Below are 16,071 nucleotides of genomic sequence, written 5' to 3' on the forward strand. Positions count from 1 at the left end.
CTCAGCCCCAGACGAAGCCGATTTTCTTGATCTGCTTGTCGTCGAAGGTTTCGATCCCTTCGCAGAAATCGATGCCGCCGTGACCGCGATAGAAGCGGTCGGCATTCTCGTTTTCTTCAAGGCACCAGACGACCATTCCCTTGCAGCCGAGCGATTTCAGCAGGCGGCGAGCCTCGCCGAACAGCATCCGGCCAAGGCCGACGCCCTGATATTCCGGGCGCAGGTAGAGCTCGTAGATTTCGCCTTCCTGTGGAAGGGCGCGTGCACGGTTGAGCCCGAGCGTCGCATAGCCCGCCACAGTTCCCGCAACATCGAGAACCAGCAGCGTTGCCGGACCGCGGGTCGCCCGACGCCACCAGGCCTCGTCGCGCCGCTCGATCATCTTCGTCAGCGCGCGGTGCGGAATAATGCCCGTATAGGCATGCCGCCAGGCAACGCGGTGGACCTCCGAAATGGCCGGAGCATCTTGCGGTTCAGCCCGCCGAACATCGATCGACAACGTCTTCATAACGCGTACTCTGGCTTTGCAAGGGCAAATTAACCATCCGCAAAAATCGCGGCGACCGCTTTGCCCACAGGCTTTATATGTGGACGATGTCGCCACGTTAACGCTTTTTTAACCTTTGTCACAAGGGCTCAAAAATCGAACGCACAAAATAAAACCCCGGCACGGGGCCGGGGTTTTTGCATTTTCGATCTATGATCGGATCAGGCGTACTTGGCCTTTTCGAAGCGCTTGCGCTCGTTCGGATCGAGATACATCTTGCGAAGACGGATCGACTTCGGCGTGACTTCGACCAGCTCGTCGTCCTGGATCCAGGACAGAGCGCGGTCGAGCGTCATGCGGATCGGTGGCGTCAGCTTCACGGCTTCATCCTTGCCGGCGGCGCGGATGTTGGTGAGCTTCTTGCCCTTGAGCACGTTGACTTCGAGGTCGTTGTCGCGGGAGTGGATGCCGATGATCATACCGGCATAGACCTTTTCGCCGGCGTCGATGATCATCGGGCCGCGGTCTTCAAGGTTGAACAGAGCGTAAGCAACGGCTTCACCATTGTCGTTCGACAGCAGCACGCCGTTGACGCGACCACCGATTTCACCCTTGTACGGCTGGTAGTCGTGGAACAGACGGTTCATCACGGCCGTGCCGCGCGTATCCGTCAGCAGTTCCGACTGGTAGCCGATCAGGCCGCGGGTCGGAGCGAAGAACTTCAGGCGAACGCGAGCGCCGCCCGAGGGACGCAGCTCGACCATTTCGGCCTTACGTTCCGACATCTTCTGAACGACGATACCCGAATGCTCCTCATCGACGTCGATGACAACTTCTTCGATCGGCTCCATCATCTCGCCGGTCGCTTCGTCCTTGTGCATGACGACGCGGGGGCGCGAGACGGCCAGTTCGAAACCTTCGCGACGCATCGTTTCGATCAGAACCGCGAGCTGCAATTCGCCGCGGCCGGACACGAAGAAGGAGTCCTTCTCGGAGGATTCTTCGATCTTCAGCGCGACGTTGCCTTCGGCTTCCTTGAACAGGCGATCGCGGATGACGCGCGAGGTGACCTTGTCGCCTTCGGTGCCCGCATAGGGGCTGTCGTTGACGATGAAGGACATGGTGACGGTCGGCGGATCGATCGGCTGCGCCTGCAGTGGCTCAGTGATTGCGGGATCGCAGAAGGTATCGGCGACGGTGCCCTTGGAGAGGCCGGCGATTGCGACGATGTCGCCCGCATGCGCTTCCTCGATCGGCTGACGCTCGATGCCACGGAAAGCGAGGATCTTGGAGATACGGCCGGTTTCGATCGTCTTGCCGTCGGCGTGAAGAACCTTCACGGCCTGGTTCGGCTTGATGGAACCGGAATTGATGCGGCCGGTGATGATACGGCCAAGGAAAGGGTTGGCCTCCAGGATGGTGCCGATCATCGTGAACGGACCTTCATGGACGGTCGGCTCGGGAACATGCTTCAGCACGAGATCGAGCAGCGGAGCGAGGCCCTGATCCTTCGGACCTTCCGGATTGACGTTCATCCAGCCTTCGCGGCCCGAACCGTAGAGGATCGGGAAGTCGAGCTGCTCGTCGGTTGCGTCAAGGTTCGCGAAGAGGTCGAAGACTTCGTTGATGACTTCTTCGTGGCGGCCGTCCGGACGGTCGATCTTGTTGATCGCAACGATCGGGCGAAGGCCGACCTTGAGAGCCTTGCCGACGACGAACTTGGTCTGCGGCATCGGTCCTTCAGAGCTGTCGACGAGAACAATCGCGCCATCCACCATCGAGAGAATGCGTTCGACTTCACCGCCGAAGTCGGCGTGGCCGGGGGTATCGACGATGTTGACGCGAACACCCTTCCACTCGACCGAGGTCGCCTTGGCGAGAATGGTGATGCCGCGTTCTTTTTCGAGATCGTTGCTGTCCATGACGCGTTCAGCAACGCGCTGATTTTCGCGGAACGAACCGGACTGCTTCAGGAGCTCGTCCACCAGGGTGGTCTTGCCATGGTCAACGTGCGCGATGATCGCGATGTTGCGGAGTGCCATTGTGTCAAATCTCTGAGGCTGGGGCGCGATACTGAGAGGGCGCGCCAATTGCATTTGGCGGGCTCTTACAGTGTTTTTCGCTTTTGCGAAAGGGGGGAAGCGGAAAAGGCGCGGCTTGGCTGCTGCCAGGCCGCGTCGTGGCTCGTCATCAAACTGTCTTATGCGTCGCTGCCTGTCAATTCCTCGAAGGTCAACAATCCCTTTTTGACAAGCATCGCGCGGGGGCTCGGCAGCTTCCCGCGGAACGCCTTGTAGGTTTCCTCGGGATCGATCGAGCCGCCGACGGAATAGATATTCGCCTTCAGCTTGGCCGCCATATTGGAATTAAAGGCGTCACCCGTCTCCTCGAAAGCGTCGAACGCATCGGCATCCAGCACTTCGGACCACATGTAGGAATAATAGCCCGCCGAATAGCCGTCGCCCGCAAACACATGCTGGAAGTGTGGGGTTGCATGCCGCATGACGATGGATTTCGGCATATCGATTTCAGCCAGGACTTCGGCCTGAACGGCCATCGGATCATCGACTGCGCCGCGGGTATGGAACGCCATGTCGACAAGCGCCGAGGAGGTGAACTCGACGGTATTGAAGCCGGAATTGAATGTCCGCGCAGCCAGCACCTTGTCGAGCAGCGCCTGCGGCATCGGCTCGCCGGTTTCATAATGCACGGCATATTCCTTGAGGATTTCAGGAACGGTCAGCCAGTGCTCGTAGAGCTGCGACGGCAGCTCGACGAAATCGCGCGAGACGCCGGTACCCGAGACCGAGGGATAGGTGACGTTGGACAGCATGCCGTGCAGCGCATGGCCGAATTCATGGAACAGCGTGCGGGCATCGTCGAGCGAGAGCAGCGCCGGCTTGCCTTCCGCAGGCTTCGCGAAATTGCAGACATTGTAGATGATCGGCAATTCGCCAACCTGTCCGTTCTTCAGGGCCAGCTTGTGCTGCGACTGGAAGGAACTCATCCACGCACCTGATCGCTTCGAACCGCGAGCAAAATAATCGCCGAGGAAGAGTGCAACGAGCTTGTCGGACCGGTCGCGGATCTCGAAGACGCGGACATCGGGATGATAGGCCGGAATACCCTTCTTCTCGACCGCATGAATGCCGAACAGACGCCCGGCAACATCGAAGCAGGCCGCGATGATCTTTTCGATCTGCAGATAGGGCTTCAGTTCCGCTTCGGAAAAATCAAACCGCCGTGCGCGGATCTTTTCGGCGTAATGACGCCAGTCCCAGGGCATGACCTCGTGGTTTCGGCCCTCCTCGGCGATCAGGGCTGCGATATCGTCTTCCTCTTCCTTCGCGCGGGCAGCAGCCTTCACCCAGACGGATTTCAGCAGCCCATTCACGGCCTCGGGAGTCTTGGCCATGGTGTTGTCGAGTTTCAGCTCGGCGTAATTGCGGTAGCCGAGCAGCGAGGCCTTCTCGGCCCTGAGCCCCAAGGTTTCACGGATAAGCGCGCGATTGTCGGTCTCGCCGCCATTTTCACCGCGCGCCACCCAGGCCTTGAAAGCCTGTTCCCTGAGGTCGCGCCGTTCGGAGAAGGTGAGGAAGGGTTCGATGATCGAGCGCGACAGCGTAACCGCATACCTGCCGTCTTCGCCCCGTTCGCGCGCAGCCGCCGCCATTGCGTCCCGCAGAAAGGCGGGAACGCCTGCAAGCTCATCATCTGCAGACAGGATCAGCGCCCAGCTTTTTTCGTCGGCAAGAACGTTCTGGCCGAAATGGGCGCCGAGACCGGCGAGTTTCTCGTTGATGCCGGCCAGCTGCTCCTGCTCCGGCTTATCAAGCTTGGCACCGGATTTCACAAAACCCTTCCAATGCCGCTCGAGCACGCGGGTCTCCTCGACCGTCAGACCGAGTTTCTCCCTTGCCTCCCACAGGGCATCGATGCGGGCAAACAGGGCCGCGTTCATCCCGATCTTGGAATAATGCCGCGACATCTTCGGCGCGATCTCGCGCTCCAATGCCTGGATCACCTCATTCGTGTGCGCCCCGGCCCGGTTCCAGAAGAGGGCGGAAACCCGCGACAGCTCATCGCCCGCAAGCTCCAGTGCAACGATCGTGTTGGCAAATGTCGGCTCATCTGGATTTTTGGCAATCGCGTCTATCTCGGCATCATGCAGATCGAGCGCCGCATCGAAGGCGGGGCCGAAATCGGAATCTGCCACGGCATCGAACCGCGGCAAACCCTGGTGTCCGGTCCATTCGGTCAAGGCAGGATTGACAGAGGATTGGGAAGACATTCGCAATATCCTTTCGGCAGCAACATATTGAGAAGACTATATAAGGCCTCATTGCGGCGAATGGTATGAAAATGGGGGATCAAAGGAAAAACGCGGGCGACATACGAGTGTCACAGAAATTGTGGGTAATTTCTTGCGGGCAAGAATTAACGATTTATTTATGATTGACCTAAAGCGCCAGTAAAGGCTAATTCTCCCCATCTCTTCACGGGAGACATGCGTATGGAAATTTATTCTGTGCGGTCTTCTCAGAATTTGCATTATAAGAATAGTTCAGAACACGCAAAGACTACGAAGGCCACTGATTTTTCAATTGATAAGCCCACGGGTAGCTTGCCTGTCTTCAAGGTCGCTGACGTGGGTTCCGGACCGGATTTCACGTCCATTACACCGAGCGAACTGCGTAGCCACGCGCTGCAGAGCTATCAGGCCGGCGTAATCGATGGCGATACCTATTCGGAGCTGGCGTCCCCGCTGCCCACCCATGCCATAGATGCGATGGGTAACGTCCTTGATCTCAGCGACGTCGGCGAGAACACCAGTTTCAATTTCGTCGACTACTATCAGCATCAGCTTGATGTTGCGGCATCGATCGGAGATCCGCAGACGGCCGAGACGATGAAATCGGTCGTGGACTATCTGAAAGCCTGAGATCTCATCAGGCTTTCCGCCATCCAAGCAGGCCGGGCGTTGCATGCCAGAGCGCCTGCGCAGCAAATCCCATGAACAGCACACCCGAGCAGCGAACGATCATCCGCTCATGAGCGCGGTAGAAGCGCCGGACGGCCCCTGCCCCAATGATGCTGATGAGGATGATATCGGCCGTCACGAAACCGACAAAGGAAACGCTGAGCAGCAACGGCAGCGCGCTGAACTGCAATGAGCCCGCGGAACCCGCCACCAGCGCCGTGAAGGTCGCAAGCGCCACCGGATATCCCTTGGGATTGGTGACGCCGAAAACGAGGCCACGACGAAACGGCCGCTCGACGACCATCAAGGCCTTGCCATCCGCCTTCGGCTTCGCGGTCCATGCGCTCCAGCCGATCCATGCCAGATAGAGGCCGCAGAGCAGCCCGAGAAGATCGAAAACGAACGTCCCGATCGTTCGCGCGCCGACGATCGCTACCAGCGCCAGCGAAGACCAGACAAGATCTCCGACAAGATGTCCGCTGATGAAGAAAGCGCCGGCTTTGCGCCCCTGCCCGGCGCCGATGCCGAGAAGCGCAAGAAAGGCGGGGCCTGGAATGAGCACGTAGAAAAGTGCGGCCAGAAACGCGCCGAGAACTACCGAATGGGTCATGATGCCTTCCCCGAAAGAGCTTGGAGCAGATTATGGGCACCTGACGGCCGGTCAAGCCTCACAAGAGCAGAAACTTAAAGTTTCAATTGTGTTCGGGCCGTAAAATCAATATGAAAAAATTGACGTCGAACCCTCCAGCCCGGATCGTTAAACGCCTATGAGTTTTCAGATTGATACGGATTCACTCAACTTTTTAGTCTCCGACTGCGCCAGGCTTATGCGCGCTGCCTTTGAACGTCGAATTTTATCTGCCGGGCTAGAATTGACCACGGGAGAGGCGCGCACTCTCATTCAGGTTGCAGCCGTCCACAAGAGCCGTCAATTGGACATTGCCAACCGCATGGGCCTCGAGCCGATGACGGTCAGCGTCTTCCTTGACAAGCTGCAGGCTCGCGGGCTGATAGAGCGGCAGCCTGATCCGGTGGACCGTCGCGCCAAGCGCATCGTTCTTTCGGACGCTGCCGACGAGATGCTGAAGGCAATCAGCGCGGAAATCGCCGCCGTCCAGCGGGAAGCCACGCAAGGCCTCGATCCGGAAATCCAGGACAGTGTCCGCCAGGCGCTGAAATGCTTTCGACGGAACCTGCAAAAGGCAGACCCGGCAGAGTCCAAGGCATCAGAACTGGCTTCCGCCAACAACGATTAGACGACTGCCAGGCTGCCAAGATAAAAGCCCGCCGCCATTGCTGGCAACGGGCTTGATTTCGACCTCTCGGCCAATTCACTTCGTCAGGTTGCGCTTTCCGAGCGTGCGCAGGCGCAGGGCGTTGAGCTTGATGAAGCCTGCCGCATCCTTCTGGTCGTAGGCACCCTGGTCGTCCTCGAAGGTAACCAGCTTGTCGGAATAAAGCGACTTGTTGCTTTCGCGGCCCGTCACCATGACATTGCCCTTGTAGAGCTTCAGCGTCACTTCGCCTTCGACATGTTCCTGGCTCTTGTCGATCAGCGCCTGCAGCATCTCGCGCTCCGGCGAGAACCAGAAGCCGTAATAGATGAGCTCGGCATATTTCGGCATCAGCTCGTCCTTGAGATGCGCCGCACCCCGGTCGAGCGTGATCGATTCGACGGCGCGATGCGCCGCAAGGAGGATGGTGCCGCCGGGGGTCTCGTAGACACCGCGCGACTTCATGCCGACATAGCGGTTCTCGACCAGATCGAGACGGCCGATGCCGTTGTCGCGGCCGTAGGTGTTGAGCGTGGCAAGCAGCGTCGCCGGGCTCATGCGAACGCCGTTGATCGAGACGGCATCGCCCTTTTCGAAACCGACCTTGATCACGGTCGCCTTATCGGGTGCTGCTTCCGGCGAGATGGTGCGCATATGCACATATTCAGGCGCTTCCTGCGCCGGGTCTTCCAGAACCTTGCCCTCGGAAGAGGAATGCAGAAGATTGGCATCGACGGAGAACGGCGCCTCGCCCTTCTTGTCCTTGGCGACTGGAATCTGATGCTGCTCGGCAAAAGCCAGCAAGTCGGTGCGGCTCTTGAACGCCCAATCGCGCCAGGGAGCGATGATCTTGATGTCAGGGTTCAGCGCATAGGCCGAAAGCTCGAAGCGAACCTGATCGTTGCCCTTGCCGGTCGCGCCGTGAGCGATTGCATCTGCGCCGGTCTTCCGCGCAATGTCGATCAGGTGCTTGGAGATCAGCGGGCGGGCGATCGAGGTGCCGAGGAGGTAGACGCCTTCGTAGACGGCATTGGCACGGAACATCGGGAAGACGAAATCGCGCACGAATTCTTCGCGCACGTCCTCGATATAGATCTCCTTGATGCCAAGCATCTCGGCCTTCTTGCGCGCCGGCTCGAGCTCTTCGCCCTGGCCGAGATCGGCGGTGAAGGTGACCACTTCGGCGCCAAGCTCCGTCTGCAGCCACTTGAGGATGATCGAGGTGTCGAGACCGCCGGAATAGGCGAGGACGACTTTCTTTACGTCTTTGTAAGATGCCATGATGATGAGGTCCGTTAGATCAGTGCGCGGCTTCAGCCGCAAATCCGGTATCGCGGCACTTTTAGCGAGATTAATGCGACGTGCAAGGGCAAGCGCATGAGAAGGACGGCACTCGGCTTCATTCCGACACCATCGGCTTCATCACCGACATTACCTCGCCGGAAGCGACAACAAGCGCCCGAGCCAGCCCGAGAGCTAGAAATATCGCATCAAATGATATCAGAAGGAGAATTGGAGCGGGCGAAGGGATTCGAACCCTCGACCCCAACCTTGGCAAGGTTGTGCTCTACCCCTGAGCTACACCCGCTCAAATCACGCTGCCCGGGGTAGATCGCTGGGCGGCGGGTCAACCGTCTTGCGGCGACGGGCGCTATATGGCCCAAGCGATTTTCAAATGCAACAGGGAAATGACGGAAGCGCGAGAAAAAATTTCGGGCATCGCGCAAAGCCCTGGAAAGGCGGGGCTTCGCTATGAGGCAGCCAGGTGGCGCCGCTGCGATTGCCAAAGCCAACCGCCGGTCGTAGAGGAATGGCAGAGCCTTCTCCGCATTCATCGAGAGACCAGATATGACCGATGCCGCTCCTAATCACGACGCACCCAAGACCAGAGAGGATCTTTTCAGCTTCCTTGACTGGCTCGGCATCAAACATTCGACGAAAGACCATCCGCCCGTCTTCACGGTGGCCGAATCGGTCTCGCTGCGGGACGAGATCCCGGGCGGTCACACCAAGAACCTGTTCGTGAAGGACAAGAAGGATAATTTCTTCCTTCTGACCGTCGAGGAAAACGCCGCGGTCGACCTGAAGACCGTGCACACGCTGATCGGCGCCGCCAGCAAGGTCTCCTTCGGCAAGCCGGAAAAACTGATGGAATATCTGGGCGTCGTTCCGGGCTCCGTCACCGCCTTCGGCGCGATCAATGACACTGGAAAGAACGTGACCTTCGTGCTCGACGCAGAGCTTATGACCCATGACATCGTCAATTGCCATCCGCTATCGAACGACGCCACGACATCGATCGCCAATGGCGATCTCATCCGATTTATGGAAGCAACAGGCCACACACCGCTTGTCTTGAAAGTTACGTCCTGACATACGATTTTAGCGCTACAATAAGTCGGGTAAGCCTCGCAGGCGGGAGACATCAATGAGCGGCTCAGACAATCCCTACAACGCTTCTTTCGGCGGCCAGATGTCGGCGCAGGCGCACTATGGCGCAGCGCCCGCCGACGGCGGTTCGCATATCAAGGATACGACCACGGCGAACTTCGCCAAGGACGTCATCGAGGAATCGCGCAATCAGCCGGTGCTGGTCGATTTCTGGGCGCCCTGGTGCGGCCCGTGCAAGCAGTTGACGCCTGTCCTTGAAAAGGTCGTCAATGAGGGCCGCGGCAAGGTCAAGCTGGTCAAGATGAACATCGACGACCATCCCTCGATCGCCGGCCAGCTCGGCATCCAGTCGATTCCCGCCGTCATCGCCTTCGTCAATGGACGCCCGGCCGACGGTTTCATGGGCGCCGTTCCTGAAAGCCAGGTCCGCCAATTCATCGATCGTCTCGGCGGCGCAGGCGGCGGTGCGGACGATGAGGCCGCGCAGATTGCCGGTATCCTCGAAGAGGCGGCAACGCTGCTTGCCGAGGGCGATATCAATGGTGCAGCCGAGCTGTTCGGCGCGGTTCTTCAGGCTGATCCGGAAAATGCAAAGGCACTCGCCGGTATGGCCGAATGCATGATCGCCGCAGGTCAGAATGACCGGGCGCGCCAGGCTCTGTCGGAGTTGCCGGAAACGCTGTCGAAAGATGCAGGCATCCAGGGCGTGCTGAAAAAGCTCGACCAGATCGACGAAGCCCGCAAGCTCGGCGATCCCACCGCTCTGGAGCACGAGCTGGCGCGGAACCCCGACGATCACGAAGCCCGCATGAACCTCGCCAAGATCCTGAACGTACAGGGCAAGCATGACGAGGCGGCCGAGCATCTGCTGACGATCATGCGCCGCGACCGTACCTTCGACGACGATGGCGCCCGTCGGCAGCTTCTTCAATTCTTCGAGGTCTGGGGACCGAAGGATCCGGCAACAATCGCGGCACGCCGGCGGCTGTCCTCGATCCTGTTTTCCTGACCTATCGTAACGAGTGCCCTTGCGTTTTCGCTTGAGTCCACCACATTTCGGTCAGGGATGGCGCGTATGACAGGAATGGCCGCAGTAAATGCGGCCAAGGCGGGAATCCTCACATGCAAGTTGGCAATGCCAGATATCTTAAGCCCGGCGACCTGCCGGATTCCGTAGCCGTATTCCCGCTTACGGGGGCGCTTTTGCTGCCGGGCGGGCAATTGCCGCTGAATATTTTCGAACCGCGCTATTTGACGATGTTCGATGCCGCGATATCAGGCAACCGATTGATCGGCATGGCACAGCCGGCATTGAATGAACCGGCCGACACGACCCATCTTGCGCAGGTCGGCTGCCTTGGCCGGATCACCTCCTTCACGGAGACCGGCGACGGCCGCTATATCGTCTCCCTCACCGGCATCTGCCGCTTCCGCCTGATCAACGAAACGACCGGCCACCAGCCCTATCGCAGCTTCCGAATTGCACCATTCGTCGCTGATCTAAAGTCCCGGGACGAAGAGGATACCGTCGATCGCCCAGCTCTGCTGACGGCGTTCAAGGCCTATCTCGAGGCCAACAAGCTGGAGGCGGATTGGGACAGCGTCGAGCGCGCCAGCAACATGACACTGGTCAATTCCCTGGCGATGATGGCGCCCTTCGAACCGGCCGAAAAACAGGCGCTTCTGGAAGCACCTGACCTCAAGACCCGGGCGGAAACCTTCGTCGCCATCACCGCAATCGTGCTGGCACGCACCTTCGGCGATTCCGATTCACTGATGCAATAATCGAGGCGAGATGGACGATACCGTCAGCAAAGTCGACACCAAGCTCCTCGACCTGCTCGTCTGCCCGCTGACCAAGGGCAGGCTCAGCTATGATCGGGAGAGGAACGAGCTCGTTTCCGAAAAGGCGCGACTTGCCTATCCCATCCGCGATGGCATCCCGATCATGCTGGTGTCAGAGGCGCGACGGCTGGACGATTAGGCGGCGCCTCGAATTTGGGTCAGTCGGCGGCATCCAGTGCCGTTAGGATCTGATAGGCGGCCAAGACGCGGTCCTCATTGGGATAGTTCTTGTTGGCCAGGATCACGATGCCCAGATGTTTCTTCGGGATGAAGGCGATATAGGCCCCGAATCCGTTGGTGGAACCGGTCTTGTTGATCCAGGCATCCTCGTGCGGCGACATGGGCGGCGTCAGCGCCGAGACCGGGATCGTATCCAGCATCGCGTTCGAATTCCCTTTCAGCAATACGTCTTGTGCGGTCGGATAGGCATATTGCTCCCAGATGAAGTCCTGGGTCATGTCGCCGACGTTGAAATAGCCGGTATGAGTCTTGGAGATAGACTGCGCCAATTTTCCGTCGACTTTCGCAAGACCCATATTCGCGTCGACGAAGCGGATCATATCGCTCGCGGTTGATTTTACGCCATAAGCCTCGGACGAGAGGATGGCTGGCGTCAATCGTGCCGGCTCGCCGCTTCGCTTATAGCCCTGAGCATAGTCCGCCGCCCTCGATTTTGGCACCGTGATATAGGTGTTCTTCAATCCGAGGCCGGGGAACAGCTTACCCTGCATCAGGGCCGTAAAATCCTCATGCATGGCCTTCGCTGTCACATAGCCGAGCATGCCGATGCTCGGATTGGCGTAGGTCCTGTGCGTTCCCATCTCATAGGACGGCTTCCATCCCTGGAGATAGTTGATGAGCTGCTTGTCGGTCTTCACATCGTCGGGCACCTGCAGCGGAAATCCGCCCGCCGTGTGCGTCCCCAAATTCATCAGCTGAACCTCGCCGAACGGCTTGCTCTTCATCGACGGCAGATATTTGCTAACCTTGTCGGTTAGCGAAAGCTGCCCGTTTACCTCGGCATAGGAGGCGAGCGTGCCGGTGAAAGTCTTGCTGATGGATCCCAGCTCGAAAAGGGTAGAGGATTTGATCGGCTTGCCCGTATCCTTGGACTCGACGCCATAGTTGAAGACGTGGTCCTTGCCATCGACCGAAATGCCGACAGCAATGCCGGGAATGCCGTATTTCTCCATGATCGGCTTGATCGCCGCATCGGAAATCGCCTGCAGCTTGGTCTCGTCCGCGGAAAATGCGTTTGTCGATGCCGACATCGAAACGAGAGCAGCCGATAGAATTTTTATCCAGTGAGACTTCATTGTTTCCACCCAAATTCAACAGGTTCAGCGCCTTGGGACGCTGAAACAGGGTTTAGGCGGACTGTTTTGCCGTTACAAACGATGATATCTCGGAGCAAGCATAAGAAATTCTAGGCCATCCATGGTTCGCCCCTTCCTTCCCCTGAACAACCTCAGGGCCTTCGAAGCCTCCGCCAGACACCTGAGCTTCACGCGCGCCGCAATCGAGCTCTGCGTCACGCAGGCCGCCGTCAGCCAGCAGGTCAAGAGCCTCGAGCAGCGGCTTGGCGTCGCCCTCTTCCAGCGGCTGCCACGGGGCCTGAAAATCACTGCGGAGGGCGAGGCGCTCCTGCCGACGGTTACCCATTCCTTCGATCAGATGGCAACCGCGCTGGATCGGGTCGAGGCCGGGCAGGTGCGGGAACTGCTCTTCCTCGGTGCGGTCGGAACCTTTGCCGTCGGGTGGCTGCTGCCGAGGCTGGCGGACTTCCGGGAGCGGCATCCCTTCATCGACGTGCGGCTTTCCACCAACAATAACCGGGTGGATCTGGCGGCCGAAGGACTGGACTTCGCCATTCGCTTCGGCAGCGGCCTATGGCACGGCACCGAAGCGGTTCGCCTGTTCGAGGCACCGCTCTCCCCTTTGTGCATCCCCAGGCTCGCCGAACGCCTTAGATCACCGGCTGATCTCGCAGACGCGACGTTGCTCCGCAGCTATCGGGCCGACGAGTGGACGACCTGGTTCAAGGCGGCCGGTATTGCCACAACGGCCCAGCCGAACGCGGGTGTCATTTTCGACTCGTCCCTCGCCATGATGGAAGCCGCCCAGCAGGGCATTGGTGTTGCTCTCGCGCCGCCGTTGATGTTCGAGGAACATCTGTCCTCTGGCAGGATCAGACAACCCTTTCCCACCAGTATATCGCTCGGAAGCTACTGGCTGACGCGACTCGAATCAAAGCAGCCGACGGCAGCCATGACCGCTTTCTCGGATTGGATATTCTCGAAGATCTGACGGCGGATTGAATCGACCGAAAACCCTCAGATCGTCTGCCCCGCCAGAAGCCGCGGATTTCCCTTGGCTGTGGTGCCGGCGGCCTGGCCTATGAAATAGGACTTGAGGCCGGGCAGGCGGTCGACGATGCCGAGGCCGAAATCGCGGGCGATGCGAACAGGCCCAACGTCGTTGGAAAAAAGCCGGTTCAGCACATCGGTGGTCACGCCCATGCGGAACGTGTCGAACCGCCGCCACGTCTGGTAGCGCTCGAGAATATTGATCGAACCGATATCCAGCCCCAGGCGATCAGCCTCGACGACGGTTTCCGCCAGCGCTGCAACATCCTTGAAGCCGAGGTTCAGGCCCTGACCGGAAATCGGATGGATGCCATGGGCGGCATCGCCGGCGAGCGCGAACCGGGGGGCAACGAAGGAGCGCGCGAGCGTAAGCCCAAGCGGGAAGGCGCGGCGGTTGCCGACGGCGCGCAGCGCGCCGAGCTTGTGGCCGAAGCGACGCTCCAGTTCCTCCTCGAATATGAGATCGTCGGAGGCGACCAATCTATCGGCATCGGGCGTCCGCTCCGTCCAGACCAGCGAGGAGCGGTTGTTTTTGAGCGGCAGAATGGCGAAGGGGCCGGCGGGCAGGAAGTGCTCTTCGGCGCAGCCATTATGGGGCCGCTCATGTTCGACGGTGGTCACAATGCCCGACTGTCCGTAATCCCAGCTGACCGTCTTGATGCCTGCCATATCGCGAAGCTTCGAGCGAACGCCGTCGCAAGCGACCAGAAGACGCGTTTCCAGCACGCTGCCATCCGAGAGCGACAGCGCGACGGAAGCGTCGCCGGTCTTGAAATCCGTGGCGGACAATCCGTGACGGATGGTGATACCCAGGCGTTCGCAGGCGCCGCGCAATGCGCCGACCATGGCGACATTGGGGACCATATGGGCGAAGGGCTGCCCTTCCTCGATATCGCCGTCAAAGGTAAGGAAAACCGGACGGACGGGATCGGAAGCGCGCGAATCGGTCACGATCATCCGCGTTATCGGCTCGGCTTCCGGCCTGATCTCGTCCCAGACGCCGAAGACGTCGAGCATCTTCGAGGCGGCGACGATGATCGCGGAGGCCCGGGCATCCTTTTTCCAGGCCTCTTCCGGCGCGCTTTCCACGACCTGGACATCAAGGTGCGGCGCCGCCTGCTTGACCGCAACCGCAGCCGCAAGACCCACGTAGCCTCCGCCAACCACCAGCATGTCCAACATCGCGCGCTCCCGTTCCTTGTGATCGATCAATGGCCTATATAGAGCATCAGTTCATTCCTTCCTACCATCGGAGTGGGTCCAAAATGCCGCGCGAACCTGCAAAATCGACCGCCATGGAGCAATTGATTGCGACGCTCGATCTGGAGCCTATCGAGGTCAATCTGTTTCGCGGCAACAGCCCGCAGGTCGGCTGGCAACGCGTCTTCGGCGGCCAGGTCATCGGCCAGGCGTTGATCGCGGCGCAGCGGACCGTGGAGGCTGATCGCTTCGTGCATTCGCTGCATGCCTATTTCATGCGACCCGGTGATCCCTCCGTGCCGATCGTCTATCAGGTCGAGCGTCTGCGCGACGGATCGGGCTTCAACACACGGCGAGTGCTTGCCATTCAGCACGGCAAGGGGATCTTCGCCATGTCTGTCTCCTTTCAGATCGAGGAGGAGGGTTTCGACCATCAGATCTCTATGCCGGATGTCCCGCCACCCGAGACGCTGCTCGGCGAAAAGGAGATCAAGGAGCGCTATCTTGCGCACGCGCCGGAACCGATCCGCCGTTATTGGGAGCGGGAGCGCCCGATCGAGATCCGACCGGTTTCGCTTACCCATTATTTTTCCAACACCAAGCTTGATCCCAGACAGGATGTCTGGGTGCGGGCAACAGGTCCGGTCCCGGAGGACAGGACGTATCAGGCCGCAATTCTTGCCTATCTCTCCGACATGACGCTTCTGGATGCGGCCCTCTTTGCCCACGGAACATCGATCTTCGACCAAAGCCTTCAAGTCGCAAGCTTGGATCACGCCATGTGGTTCCATCGTCCCTGCAAGCTCGACGACTGGCTGCTCTATACGCAAGATAGTCCAAGCGCCTCGGGCGCACGCGGAATGACGAGAGGTAGCCTTTTTACGCGATCCGGTGTCCTGATTGCGTCCGTGGCCCAGGAGGGCCTGATCCGGAAAAAGGCAAATGCCTAAATAAAATGCTTGTTTATAAATTTGCGCATTATTTGTGCGCTTATTGACCGATCAATTGCATGTAAAATGGATCCATACTTTAATTTCTTTACTTTTCAATAACTTATAATGCCACTTCGAATCTGGCACGCCCTTTGAATGTCTATCGCCGGTCGCTGTTCAATTGATCACCAGCGTCAAGGAGAGTCGGCTCCGCGCCGAGGATAAACAAAGGATGGGAAACCAGATGAAAATTGTGATGGCCATTATCAAGCCGTTCAAGCTGGATGAGGTCCGCGAAGCCCTCACCGCTGTCGGCATTCAGGGCCTGACCGTGACCGAAGTGAAGGGCTACGGACGCCAGAAGGGGCATACCGAAATCTATCGCGGCACCGAATATGCGGTCAGCTTCCTGCCGAAGCTCAAGATCGAAGTCGCAGTCGCCTCCGAAACTGTCGACAAGGCGGTCGAAGCCATCGCGTCCTCTGCCAAGACCGGGCAGATCGGCGACGGGAAGATTTTCGTCTACTCGATTGACCATGCCGTGCGCATCCGTACGGGCGAAACCGATTCAGAAGCGCTGTAATACGGCCATCAG

At 59.1% G+C, this 16,071-nt stretch carries 16 protein-coding genes and 1 tRNA gene; 9 read left to right on the top strand and 8 right to left on the bottom strand.

From position 1 onward, the window contains the following. Nucleotide 1: 1 nt before the first annotated feature. From DTW90_RS12985 to DTW90_RS12995, 3 genes are all read right to left on the bottom strand, one after another. The gene (locus DTW90_RS12985) at nt 2-508 is read right to left on the bottom strand and encodes a GNAT family N-acetyltransferase (RefSeq protein WP_132522097.1); all 507 of its coding nucleotides are present in this window, start codon (nt 506-508) and stop codon (nt 2-4) included. A 200-nt stretch (nt 509-708) separates the two neighbouring features. Further along, nucleotides 709-2,529, bottom strand: coding sequence for a translational GTPase TypA (gene typA, locus DTW90_RS12990; protein WP_132522099.1), 1,821 nt, complete (start codon nt 2,527-2,529; stop codon nt 709-711). A gap of 158 nt (nt 2,530-2,687) precedes the next feature. Continuing rightward, entirely contained in the window at nt 2,688-4,778 is a 2,091-nt protein-coding gene (locus tag DTW90_RS12995; RefSeq protein ID WP_149338794.1) for a M3 family metallopeptidase, read from the bottom strand. A 222-nt stretch (nt 4,779-5,000) separates the two neighbouring features. Between DTW90_RS12995 and DTW90_RS13000 the strand changes: the two genes are divergently transcribed. After that, the gene (locus tag DTW90_RS13000; protein WP_149338796.1) at nt 5,001-5,429 is read left to right on the top strand and encodes a hypothetical protein; all 429 of its coding nucleotides are present in this window, start codon (nt 5,001-5,003) and stop codon (nt 5,427-5,429) included. A gap of 7 nt (nt 5,430-5,436) precedes the next feature. On the opposite strand, the gene DTW90_RS13005 is transcribed toward DTW90_RS13000, so the two are convergent. Beyond that, nucleotides 5,437-6,078 carry a LysE family translocator gene (locus tag DTW90_RS13005; RefSeq protein ID WP_149338798.1) on the bottom strand — a complete coding sequence of 214 codons (642 nt, stop codon included), beginning with the start codon at nt 6,076-6,078 and terminating at the stop codon, nt 5,437-5,439. Nucleotides 6,079-6,295: 217 nt separating this feature from the next. Here DTW90_RS13005 and DTW90_RS13010 point away from each other — a divergent pair, with 217 nt between their 5' ends. Beyond that, a complete protein-coding gene (locus tag DTW90_RS13010; RefSeq protein WP_281407570.1) occupies nt 6,296-6,724 on the top strand; it encodes a MarR family winged helix-turn-helix transcriptional regulator in 429 nt (142 codons plus the stop codon). Between the two features lie 75 nt (nt 6,725-6,799). On the opposite strand, the gene DTW90_RS13015 is transcribed toward DTW90_RS13010, so the two are convergent. Beyond that, the gene (locus DTW90_RS13015; protein ID WP_149338802.1) at nt 6,800-8,023 is read right to left on the bottom strand and encodes an argininosuccinate synthase; all 1,224 of its coding nucleotides are present in this window, start codon (nt 8,021-8,023) and stop codon (nt 6,800-6,802) included. A 232-nt stretch (nt 8,024-8,255) separates the two neighbouring features. Next, a tRNA-Gly gene (locus DTW90_RS13020) sits at nt 8,256-8,330 on the bottom strand. A 260-nt stretch (nt 8,331-8,590) separates the two neighbouring features. On the opposite strand from DTW90_RS13020, the gene DTW90_RS13030 reads away from it, so the two are divergent. From DTW90_RS13030 to DTW90_RS13045, 4 genes are all read left to right on the top strand, one after another. After that, complete coding sequence (locus DTW90_RS13030; RefSeq protein WP_149338804.1) at nt 8,591-9,115, top strand: prolyl-tRNA synthetase associated domain-containing protein; 525 nt, start codon at nt 8,591-8,593, stop codon at nt 9,113-9,115. 55 nt (nt 9,116-9,170) lie between these two features. Then, a complete protein-coding gene (gene trxA / locus DTW90_RS13035; protein ID WP_149338805.1) occupies nt 9,171-10,142 on the top strand; it encodes a thioredoxin in 972 nt (323 codons plus the stop codon). Between the two features lie 113 nt (nt 10,143-10,255). Next, nucleotides 10,256-10,918, top strand: coding sequence for an LON peptidase substrate-binding domain-containing protein (locus tag DTW90_RS13040; protein ID WP_132522115.1), 663 nt, complete (start codon nt 10,256-10,258; stop codon nt 10,916-10,918). Nucleotides 10,919-10,928: 10 nt separating this feature from the next. Beyond that, entirely contained in the window at nt 10,929-11,117 is a 189-nt protein-coding gene (locus DTW90_RS13045) for a Trm112 family protein (RefSeq protein ID WP_132522117.1), read from the top strand. Nucleotides 11,118-11,136: 19 nt separating this feature from the next. On the opposite strand, the gene ampC is transcribed toward DTW90_RS13045, so the two are convergent. Then, on the bottom strand, nt 11,137-12,294 hold the full coding sequence (gene ampC, locus DTW90_RS13050) for a class C beta-lactamase (protein ID WP_149338807.1): 1,158 nt from the start codon (nt 12,292-12,294) through the stop codon (nt 11,137-11,139). A 121-nt stretch (nt 12,295-12,415) separates the two neighbouring features. Here ampC and DTW90_RS13055 point away from each other — a divergent pair, with 121 nt between their 5' ends. Then, nucleotides 12,416-13,285: a LysR family transcriptional regulator gene (locus DTW90_RS13055; RefSeq protein ID WP_132522121.1), complete on the top strand. Its 870-nt coding sequence runs from the start codon at nt 12,416-12,418 to the stop codon at nt 13,283-13,285. Nucleotides 13,286-13,311: 26 nt separating this feature from the next. Here the strand turns inward: DTW90_RS13055 and DTW90_RS13060 are convergent, their stop codons facing one another. Continuing rightward, on the bottom strand, nt 13,312-14,553 hold the full coding sequence (locus DTW90_RS13060; protein ID WP_281025464.1) for a ubiquinone biosynthesis hydroxylase: 1,242 nt from the start codon (nt 14,551-14,553) through the stop codon (nt 13,312-13,314). A gap of 56 nt (nt 14,554-14,609) precedes the next feature. On the opposite strand from DTW90_RS13060, the gene tesB reads away from it, so the two are divergent. Both tesB and DTW90_RS13070 read left to right on the top strand, forming a co-directional pair. Beyond that, on the top strand, nt 14,610-15,494 hold the full coding sequence (gene tesB / locus DTW90_RS13065) for an acyl-CoA thioesterase II (RefSeq protein WP_132522125.1): 885 nt from the start codon (nt 14,610-14,612) through the stop codon (nt 15,492-15,494). A gap of 214 nt (nt 15,495-15,708) precedes the next feature. Then, nucleotides 15,709-16,059 (top strand): P-II family nitrogen regulator, encoded by a 351-nt coding sequence (locus tag DTW90_RS13070; protein ID WP_165927798.1) that lies wholly within the window; start codon nt 15,709-15,711, stop codon nt 16,057-16,059. Nucleotides 16,060-16,071 lie beyond the last annotated feature (12 nt).

The organism is Neorhizobium sp. P12A, assembly GCF_008365395.1.
Classification (GTDB): domain Bacteria; phylum Pseudomonadota; class Alphaproteobacteria; order Rhizobiales; family Rhizobiaceae; genus Rhizobium.

Bases quoted from the DNA above. Each gene is read 5' to 3' on its own strand.
- DTW90_RS12985 (WP_132522097.1), bottom strand. From the start codon at position 508: ATGAAGACGTTGTCGATCGATGTTCGGCGGGCTGAACCGCAAGATGCT.
- typA (WP_132522099.1), bottom strand. From the start codon at position 2,529: ATGGCACTCCGCAACATCGCGATCATCGCGCACGTTGACCATGGCAAG.
- DTW90_RS12995 (WP_149338794.1), bottom strand. From the start codon at position 4,778: ATGTCTTCCCAATCCTCTGTCAATCCTGCCTTGACCGAATGGACCGGA.
- DTW90_RS13000 (WP_149338796.1), top strand. From the start codon at position 5,001: ATGGAAATTTATTCTGTGCGGTCTTCTCAGAATTTGCATTATAAGAAT.
- DTW90_RS13005 (WP_149338798.1), bottom strand. From the start codon at position 6,078: ATGACCCATTCGGTAGTTCTCGGCGCGTTTCTGGCCGCACTTTTCTAC.
- DTW90_RS13010 (WP_281407570.1), top strand. From the start codon at position 6,296: ATGCGCGCTGCCTTTGAACGTCGAATTTTATCTGCCGGGCTAGAATTG.
- DTW90_RS13015 (WP_149338802.1), bottom strand. From the start codon at position 8,023: ATGGCATCTTACAAAGACGTAAAGAAAGTCGTCCTCGCCTATTCCGGC.
- DTW90_RS13030 (WP_149338804.1), top strand. From the start codon at position 8,591: ATGACCGATGCCGCTCCTAATCACGACGCACCCAAGACCAGAGAGGAT.
- trxA (WP_149338805.1), top strand. From the start codon at position 9,171: ATGAGCGGCTCAGACAATCCCTACAACGCTTCTTTCGGCGGCCAGATG.
- DTW90_RS13040 (WP_132522115.1), top strand. From the start codon at position 10,256: ATGCAAGTTGGCAATGCCAGATATCTTAAGCCCGGCGACCTGCCGGAT.
- DTW90_RS13045 (WP_132522117.1), top strand. From the start codon at position 10,929: ATGGACGATACCGTCAGCAAAGTCGACACCAAGCTCCTCGACCTGCTC.
- ampC (WP_149338807.1), bottom strand. From the start codon at position 12,294: ATGAAGTCTCACTGGATAAAAATTCTATCGGCTGCTCTCGTTTCGATG.
- DTW90_RS13055 (WP_132522121.1), top strand. From the start codon at position 12,416: ATGGTTCGCCCCTTCCTTCCCCTGAACAACCTCAGGGCCTTCGAAGCC.
- tesB (WP_132522125.1), top strand. From the start codon at position 14,610: ATGCCGCGCGAACCTGCAAAATCGACCGCCATGGAGCAATTGATTGCG.
- DTW90_RS13070 (WP_165927798.1), top strand. From the start codon at position 15,709: ATGGGAAACCAGATGAAAATTGTGATGGCCATTATCAAGCCGTTCAAG.